The sequence below is a fragment of the Vulcanococcus sp. DEBay_Sum22DG08_74 genome (assembly GCF_017852955.1).
Classification (GTDB): Bacteria; Cyanobacteriota; Cyanobacteriia; order PCC-6307; family Cyanobiaceae; genus Vulcanococcus.
In genome coordinates, this window is the sequence record NZ_JAFMKL010000075.1 from 1 (window position 1) to 8,315 (window position 8,315).

General features: G+C 64.1%; 11 protein-coding genes and 1 tRNA gene. 1 reads left to right on the forward strand and 11 read right to left on the reverse strand.

The annotated features are described in order from the left end of the window. Positions 1–362: 362 nt before the first annotated feature. Together QZ184_RS08435 and QZ184_RS08440 are read right to left on the reverse strand one after the other, a co-directional pair. Complete coding sequence (locus QZ184_RS08435; RefSeq protein WP_247476220.1) at positions 363–578, reverse strand: phycobilisome linker polypeptide; 216 nt, start codon at positions 576–578, stop codon at positions 363–365. Positions 579–615: 37 nt separating this feature from the next. Further along, entirely contained in the window at positions 616–1,461 is an 846-nt protein-coding gene (locus tag QZ184_RS08440) for a phycobilisome linker polypeptide (RefSeq protein ID WP_247476221.1), read from the reverse strand. 186 nt (positions 1,462–1,647) lie between these two features. Between QZ184_RS08440 and QZ184_RS08445 the strand changes: the two genes are divergently transcribed. After that, a complete protein-coding gene (locus QZ184_RS08445) occupies positions 1,648–2,076 on the forward strand; it encodes a hypothetical protein (RefSeq protein WP_247476222.1) in 429 nt (142 codons plus the stop codon). Here the strand turns inward: QZ184_RS08445 and QZ184_RS08450 are convergent, their stop codons facing one another. The 9 genes from QZ184_RS08450 to QZ184_RS08490 form a co-directional block, all read right to left on the reverse strand. Continuing rightward, entirely contained in the window at positions 2,077–2,823 is a 747-nt protein-coding gene (locus QZ184_RS08450) for a phycobilisome rod-core linker polypeptide (RefSeq protein WP_247476223.1), read from the reverse strand. Between the two features lie 117 nt (positions 2,824–2,940). Continuing rightward, positions 2,941–3,534, reverse strand: coding sequence for a chromophore lyase CpcT/CpeT (locus tag QZ184_RS08455; protein ID WP_296419060.1), 594 nt, complete (start codon positions 3,532–3,534; stop codon positions 2,941–2,943). Between the two features lie 38 nt (positions 3,535–3,572). Beyond that, positions 3,573–3,809, reverse strand: a complete 237-nt coding sequence (locus tag QZ184_RS08460) for a hypothetical protein (protein WP_247476226.1) — start codon at positions 3,807–3,809, stop codon at positions 3,573–3,575. A 43-nt stretch (positions 3,810–3,852) separates the two neighbouring features. Next, a tRNA-Phe gene (locus QZ184_RS08465) sits at positions 3,853–3,925 on the reverse strand. Between the two features lie 79 nt (positions 3,926–4,004). Further along, positions 4,005–4,274, reverse strand: a complete 270-nt coding sequence (locus tag QZ184_RS08470; protein ID WP_247476228.1) for a DUF2470 domain-containing protein — start codon at positions 4,272–4,274, stop codon at positions 4,005–4,007. A gap of 152 nt (positions 4,275–4,426) precedes the next feature. Continuing rightward, complete coding sequence (locus tag QZ184_RS08475; protein ID WP_156797815.1) at positions 4,427–5,614, reverse strand: FGGY-family carbohydrate kinase; 1,188 nt, start codon at positions 5,612–5,614, stop codon at positions 4,427–4,429. A 68-nt stretch (positions 5,615–5,682) separates the two neighbouring features. Then, positions 5,683–6,918, reverse strand: coding sequence for a methionine adenosyltransferase (gene metK, locus QZ184_RS08480; RefSeq protein WP_010314693.1), 1,236 nt, complete (start codon positions 6,916–6,918; stop codon positions 5,683–5,685). Between the two features lie 15 nt (positions 6,919–6,933). Then, complete coding sequence (locus QZ184_RS08485) at positions 6,934–7,734, reverse strand: HAD-IA family hydrolase (RefSeq protein ID WP_010314691.1); 801 nt, start codon at positions 7,732–7,734, stop codon at positions 6,934–6,936. Positions 7,735–7,743: 9 nt separating this feature from the next. Then, on the reverse strand, positions 7,744–8,315 hold a 572-nt coding region (locus QZ184_RS08490), incomplete at its 5' end, for a S1 RNA-binding domain-containing protein (protein WP_296419062.1).

The following is an 8,315-nucleotide window of genomic DNA, read 5'->3' on the forward strand; positions in this document are numbered from 1 at the left end:
TTGGTGAAGGCGTCGAACATTGATTAACTCCTGTTCTCGACGTGAGTCGGGGAGAAGGGATGAGGGGGAAGTGAATCAGGGAACCCAGGGGGCTGAGCACTGATCACGGAACCAACCGAGCAAGCAGACCGGAAGGCCGCCCCATCGCTTGGCCCGACCATTGTTGGACATGCCTATGGCTGTCATCAGATCTGCTTAACAAACGGTCATCGGAGAGCCCAGATCGACTGGCCTGCAATGGATCTCCCGAATGAGAGAAGGGTCGCAGGCGCGGCTCGCGCGCCCACAAACGCCAACAAAAAAGCCCCCTGCATGCAGGGGGCTAAAGGACGCGGCGATCAAACCGCTGGGTGCCTCAAAACTCAGTCGGCGTCGACGCCGCCGCTGACCTGGACGCCGGTGATCTTGCCGCCCATGCGCTGAACCATGCGCATGGTTTCGTTCATCCGGGTGTAGGGCACGTTCATGACCACATCCGCAGTGCGGGAGTAGTCGTTGTTGGCCAGACCGGTCACGGTGAAGGACACCTGACGGTCGTTGCTGAAGCTGGTGCCGCGGTTGCCTGCAGAAACCTTCATCGGAATGCGGGGGTAATCAGATCAGAACAGGAACCGATCAGTTGACCGGAGTGATGCTGGCGATCCGGCCGCCCTCGCGGTGGATCTGCTGCTGGTACTGGAGCAGCTTGTTGAAGGGGATGAAGCGCACGCGGTTGCTGCGCTTGTGCAGGCGGTAGTTGTTGAAGCCTGCGATCTCCACGCGGAAGGTGCGACCCTCTTCGCCGGCACCGACGCCCTGGCGGGTGACGCCATCGGCGGTGACCTTGCGGAAGGCGTTGCCCTTGGCGTTGGGGCTCACGACGGGAACCGGCTGCTCGGCGTGAACGGAGGGGTTCAGGCGGGACTGGTTCTTGGTCAGATCACCCTTGACGGACGCAGCAGCGCCACGGGCGAGCTGCAGCATGTAAGAGAACTGCAGGCCCTGCTGGCCGACGGAGTAGTTCCAACCATGCAGGTAGGGAACACCTTCCTCACCAAAGCGCTCCTGGTACTCGGCGCTATCCAGGTAAGAGTCGATCTCGGCTTCAAAACCCTGCTCCTGCAGGATCGTGAAGTGGTGCAGCATCTCGGCCTTGTTCTGGGGAGCGCGGCCCAGCAGATGCTTGAAGTTGAGCTCGATGAAGCGGTAAGCGTTCGTGCTCTCGAAGAACTTGGTGCGGTAGAGGCCACTCTTGGCCACCTGGCGCACAAACTCACGCACGCTCAGATAACCGCGCTTGAAGAGCGATTCAGGGCCCTCGAGACGCTCGCTGGCCATGACGTACTGGTTGCCGAGCACCTGCTGGTAGACGGCACGGATCAGAGCGGCCTTGTCGTCGCAGGAACCGGTGGTCCAGTTCTCATTGACGCGGTTGTTGGCGTAACGCTCGATGCCCAGATAGGCAGCGTTGGCAAGGGTCATGGGCTTGGGGTGCGTGCTGAGGGCGTGGTGACGCGCCGGTTGGCAACCTGCGCAAATTGATGCCAAGACCGGATCCTATGGGGGCCGTTTGCCATCCTCTAGGCCCTTTCAGAAACGTTACAAAAATCAGCCCTGGCGTCAGGGTGGAACGCCGATACCATCCGGCCAAATGCATTGCGTCCAGGGATGTCTGCCACTCCATCCACCGCCGCAGGTTCCGCAACGGAAGGCTCCATGCCCTTGCGGCTCAGCAGCCAGCTCGAGGCCCTGAGTCAAGTCGGAGAGACCCTGACCTTCCGCCTGCTTGAGCTGGAAGAGCGCTTGACGGCCATCGAAGCGCAGCTGGAGGAGCTCAGCACCAGCAGTGGCCCCGAGCTCCAGGCCAGCGACGCCGCCGAGATGCTGGCGGGAACCGAAGAGCGCATCGCCCGCCTGGAAGAGCTGCTAAGCACCCCGCAACAACCGCAACGCCTCAACCTGGTGCGCCCCCTGGGGCACATGGATCCCCAAACAGAAAGCCCCTCCGCCGGCTTTGAGCCAGAGGAGGAGCAGCTGGATCACGATCCCTTCCCGCAGGACGAGGAACAACCCTTTATGGACGAGCTAATCGCCTGATCAGCCGGCTGCACCGGTGCTGAGCATCGACCCTGCCGAGGTCAGGATCACGCGCAGCACCTCGAGGCCGCCGATGGCCGCCAGAGCCAGCCAGGCCTTCTGCGCAAAGGCCGGAGGCTGACCGCCGGCCCAAGCCGCTGACATCTGACCGCCACTGAACTGGGCGCCGCCACCGGCAAACGGATTAGCCGGGGCACGGCGTGCGGAGATCTCCCGCCAGTAGGCGTCGTAGCGAGGTGCCTGTTGGTTGAAAGGCATCTGGGCCTTGGCATGGCCGGCCAGGGCCCGTCCGCGCTGATAGGGAACCTCATCAAAGCCGAAGTTCTCCAGGTATTCCTTGGAGTCCAGCAGGGTGTTCACCAGGCCCTCAAGACCCTGGTTGGCAATCACGATCGACCAGGCAATGCGCTCTTGATCACCGTTGACCTCACGGCCCAGGACCCGGCCGACCAACTGCTCCACCACCCGGTAGTTGCTGTTGCACTGGTAGAAGCCCTGCTGAAATTTGCGGGAGAGCAACAACCCGCGCACAAAGTCACGGACGGTGATGTCGCCATTGCGCAGTTGGCTCTCGAGCATCGGCTCGCGATCCACCTTGAAGGCATGGAACAGGATCTGGCGATAGGCACGCTCGATCTGCTCCTCCACATCCCCGTGGCTCCGTGGGGCTTCGTCACCACCGATGGCGAAGTTGTCGACCCGGGCGTTCTGGGTAATTGGCTTCGGATCCAGCAGCGGTAATGCCATATCAAGGGAAAAAACCTCGCCGGCGAACCTATCGATGGGTTTTCGCTGAACGCACTGCGGCCGCGAAGATCACATACAGCTTCATTCCCCGCAATCAAGCTTCACCAACAAGCAGCTCTAGAGGGTGAGCCAGTCCGCGGGTAATTCAGCGCTGTAGTCCGCCACCCGTTCAAATTCAAACGGTCCCGCCAGGGAGCCCCAGAGCTGCTCATGGGTCTGAGGGTCATGGCCGCGATCAATGGTTCGCATGCCGCGCGTTCCCAGCTCAAAGCTGCTCACCAGATAGGAGGTCGCGCCTTTGCGCTCCACCAAGCAGCGGCAGCCGGGCTCAACTTCTCCTTTGAAGCCCTCGGGGGTTTCCTCCACCACATAGGCACAGCCCTCCAGGGGAGTCAGATCAGCGGCGGTGATCTGAGCGCGGAGCTCCGCGTTATCGATCGCCCCCCAGAAGCGTTGGTCGTCGCGGATCGCCTGGTTGTGAATCACCAGACCATCGCCGCGCTGCTCAGCCTTCAGCACCCGCAACCGGTAGGGCGCCGCAGGGTTGATCGCATAGGACTGATCGAGCAGCAGAGAGCCCGGCTCCAGCTGGGGCAGCGGCCGGAACTTCACCAGAATGTGGGCGTAAAGCGGCGGGTTCTCGAAGGCCTGATGCTCGTTGCTGAACCCAGCACTCAATTGACGCAGAAGGCGGGCAAAGGGGCTGCTCATCAGCAACTGGTGGTTGCCGGGATCCTATGGGCTGCCGGCTAAAGGCCCAGGAGACGAATTCGAAAGTCAGCCACCTGGCTGGCCCGATCGGGGTTGCTCAACATGAAGGGGTGCTCACTGCACTCCGCGATGGCCTGCTGCTTTTTTTCGTCGGTGGACAGCCCCTCGTGGCGACCGGTCGACTGATGACGCTTCCAGGCCGCGTCAAACACCATGCCAAAGCTGTCGGCGTTATCGAACAGCTCACCCGGCTTCTCAGGGATATGGATCGGCATGACAAGCGGACAAGCTGACGCTTGAAGGCTACGAGGTTGAAGATGCCAGGACCCAGATTTGAACTGGGGACACGGCGATTTTCAATCGCCTGCTCTACCAACTGAGCTATCCCGGCCCGTCGCTCGCGCGACCTGCGGATCTTAGATCACGGCCCCCCTCGGCTTCGGGGAGAAGGGCCATCTGGATCAGCCGTTTCAGGCCTGCGGCATCGCCCGCAACATCGCCACCAGGGTGCGGTGGGCATCCTCACTGTCACTCAGGGTGTGATCGAAGCGAACTTCGACGCTGGCCCCGTCGACCTCCAACTCCATGGCCTCCGGACGGACAGCCACCATCCGCGCCGCCCCTGGGGCCTCGATGCCGCCGTAGTGGCGGGCGTAGGCCAGGACCGCCTCAGCGTGGTCGTCATTCATGTGCTTACAGATCCGATCACTCACGGCGGAGGTGAGAGGGTCAGCGGCCATCGGGATCCTGCGGATCGGCTGATTCTGAAGCCTGCCCTAGGCCCCTGCGAAGCGCTGCCAGAGCAGAAGACCCAGACGGATTCCCGAGAAGCCCACGTAGCCCGCCAGGATCACAAACAAGCCAATCGAGAGCCAGGAGGCGAGGCGTTCCTTCACGGGGGGCAGACAGCAGAGAGCGCCAGTCTGGCCATGCCCGAGGCCGCGCTGCACTGGGGCCGGTTCAGCACCGGAACCCCCAGGATGCGTTGACGGATCAGCCGCCACTGGGGATTGCGGGCCCCACCGCCCAAGCTGATCACCCGCTGAACCGGCTCAGCGCCCAGGCGCTGCAGGGCCGCCCAGCCCTGGGCCTCAATCCGCGCCAAACCCTCCAGCAATCCCTGCAGGTAGAGCGCATCGCTGATGGGCCGGGGCTCCAGGACCGGCTCCAGGGTCGGATCGTCCACCGGGAAGCGCTCGCCGGGCCGAGGCAGGGGCCGAAGCGCCAGGCCGCTGCTGGAGCGCGGATCAATCTGACGACTCAACTCAACGAGGAGGGCATCGGAGAAGAACTGGCGCAGGACCCCAGCCCCGGCATTGGAGGCGCCCCCCACGAGCCACCGGCCCGCCACCCGATGACAACTGATGCCCGGTCCCGCTAGCGGTTGCGCCGCAAATTGCTTGAGCACCAAGGTGGTGCCGAGCACCGTCACCCCATCACCGGGCTGGGGATCAGCCGCCAGGACCGCGGCATTGGCATCGGTGCTGCCCGCCACCACCTGGCACGGGGCCGGTAACCCCAGGGCGCTCCGGGCGTTCTGCGAGAGGGGCCCAAGGACCGCGCCGGAGCGCACCACCTCCGGCAGCGCCGCACTCCAGGGTTGCTCAGCAATGGCGCCTTGCCAGCACTGCCGGCCCAGGTCCCATCCCAGGCGGAGGTTGTTGCCTTCCTCGCCGAAGCGCCAGTCCCCAAGCAACCACCCGCTCAGCCAGTCGGCCTGATGACGCATCAGGAGGGAGCTAGAGCCACTCCCCTCGAGCAAGCGCAGCACCCGGGCCAGGCTGCCACTGGCACTGGCGGCTGGAGCAGAAGCGCTGCCCGCCAGCACGGCTGCCGCCGAGGCCTGCTCAGGGCAGGCCAGGAAATAGGGCAGGGCCTGGCCCCAGGGATCGCCATTGGCGGCGCAGGCCAGCACGGTGCCCGAGGTGCCATCGACCGCGACAGCGGCCACCCGATCACGCAGCTCTTGAGGCAACTCTGCGCAGAGGGAAACCACCCCCTCGCGCCAGCCCTGGGGGTCCTCAAAACAGCGGGGGTAGTTCGCAGATCGCTCCGCCAGCAGGGTGCCGGAGGGATCCATCAGTGCCAGACGCAGGCCACTGGTACCCAGGTCAATCCCTAGGCCCAGGGGCTCACGGCTGGCTGCAATCAAGCGGCGGCAGCTTGCTTGAGGGTGGCAGCGACGGCCTCGACGTTCTCCCAGGGGAGGTTCAGGTCACTGCGGCCGAAGTGGCCGTAAGCGGCGACGTCCTGGTAGAAGTCTCCGCCGCGCTGCTGGGGCAGGTTGCGCAGGCCGAAGGTGTCGATGATCGCGCCGGGGCGCAGATCGAAGTTCTCCTGAACCAGGGCGGTGAGGGCGTCATTGCTGACCACGCCGGTGCCGAAGCTCTCGACCAGGATGCTGACCGGCTTGGCCACACCGATGGCATAGCTCAGCTGAACCTCAGCCTTGCGGGCCAGACCCGCGGCCACCAGGGCCTTCGCCACGTAGCGAGCGGCATAAGCCGCGGAGCGGTCCACCTTGGTGGGATCTTTGCCGGAGAAGGCACCACCGCCATGGCGGGCATAGCCGCCATAGGTGTCAACGATGATCTTGCGGCCGGTGAGACCGGCATCCCCTTGGGGACCACCGACCACGAACTTGCCGGTGGGGTTCACCAGGAAGCGGGTGCTGTCCTTAGAGGGCTTCAGGCTGAGGTCCGCGGTGGCGGGCTCCACCACATGGCTCCAGAGGTCCGCCGAGATGCGCTCACGGATGGCCTTCTCTTCGCTCACCCCATCGATCTCAGAGATGTGCTGGGTGGAGATCAAGATCGTGTCGATCGCCACGGGCTGGTCGTTCTCATAAACGACGCTGACCTGGGTTTTGCCGTCAGGCAGCAGATAGGGGAGGGTGCCGTTGTGGCGCACCTCAGCCAGGCGCCGCGAGAGGCGGTGGGCCAGGCTGATGGGGAGCGGCATCAGCTCCGGGGTCTCGTTGCAGGCGAAACCAAACATGATTCCCTGGTCACCCGCACCGACCAGATCCAGGGGGTCACCGGCGTGGTCGTCGGCCTCGTTCACGCCCTGGGCAATGTCCGGCGACTGCTGATCCAGGGCCACCAACACGGCACAGCTGTTGGCGTCAAAACCACCTGCACGAGCGCCGGAGTAGCCGATCTTCTCGATCACACCGCGCACTAGGCCGATGTAATCGACCTTGGCGGTGGTGGTGACCTCACCAGTAATCAGGCAAAGCCCGGTGTTGACCACGGTTTCGCAGGCCACCCGGGACGCCGGGTCCTGAGCCAGCAGGGCGTCCAGCACCGCATCACTCACCTGGTCGCAGATCTTGTCGGGATGACCTTCGGTCACCGACTCCGAGGTGAAGACGTAACGACTCATTCCCGAGTGAAGCCACTAATGCGTAGGGGCCAACTTAGGGGAGCGACGCACGCTCAACTCACTCCAGGCATGCACCAACGGATGCGGCTCCGCCAAGGGCGGTGGCGTGCGCCAGGCCGCGGTGTAACCCAGCGCCAAGGGATGGGGAATCCCTGCAGCGACGGCCATGCGCAGATCACTGTTGGCGTCGCCGATCAGGGCGCAGCGGCGCGGTTCAACGCCGAGCTCCGCGCACAGCCCGTGGACCGCCGCCGGGTCGGGTTTGCGCGGTCGATGCTCGGCGCTCCAGAGCCCGCAGAAGTAATCCCGCAGGCCATGGGCCCTGAGGAAGTGCTCAATGCCGGCCATGTCGTCGTTGCTGATCACAGCGCAACGCACCCCGGCCAATCGCAACTGCTCAAGCCAAGGCAGAAGGCCCTCGGTCGTCGCGCTCGTGGGCAGCGGGGCATCCGTGGAGCGGCGGGCATCCACGGCATCAGCCTCGGCAAAGACCCGCTCACTCAGGGCCAGCGCCTCGGGCCAGCCCAGACCGACCTGAACCAAGGCGGTGGCCGTCGCGATCAGGTTGTGATCGCGGCTAGCCACCGCCGTGATCCCCGCGGGACAGACGGAATCGGCACGCAGGCCATAGGCCCGTTGCAGCAAATCCTTGAGCGGCTCACGCCGCTCGGAGCTGACCAGCTCCAGACAGAGAAAAACCCTGGCTTCCGCCAGGGTGAGTAGCTGGGGCTCACTGATGCTGAGGGTGCCGTCCTTGTCGAACAGCACCGCATCAATGGCTCCAAGCTCCGTGCCACGCAACAGGAGCTCAGCCATGGCTCAGCTTCACTCGTAACCCATTTCGCCGTCTTCAGCCTGCTCAAGCAGCATCTGCTTGTAGCGAGCGGCCATTTCCTCAGCCTTCTCGAAGACCTTCTGGGGATCGGTGAGCATGTCACCGGGCTCGGGCTCGAGGGCTTTGGTCGAGAGGGAGATACGACCACGCTCGGCGTCGAGGTCGATGATCATGACCTTCATCTGGTCATTGACATTGAGGACCGTGTGAGGGGTCTCAATGTGCTCGTGGCTGATCTCAGAGATGTGCAGCAGGCCGCTGACACCGCCGATGTCGATGAAGGCGCCGTAGGGCTTGATGCCGCGGACGGTACCGATGACCACTTCGCCCACTTCCAGGCGGTTCATCTTGCGCTCCACCAGGGCGCGGCGATGGCTGAGGACGAGGCGGTTGCGCTCTTCGTCCACCTCAAGGAACTTCAGGGGCAGGAACTCAGCAACCAGCTCTTCCTTGGGCTTGCGGGTGCTGATGTGGCTGCCGGGGATAAAGCCACGCAGACCTTCCACACGCACCAGTGCACCACCACGGTTGGTGGCAAACACTTCGCTGTAGATGGTGGCGT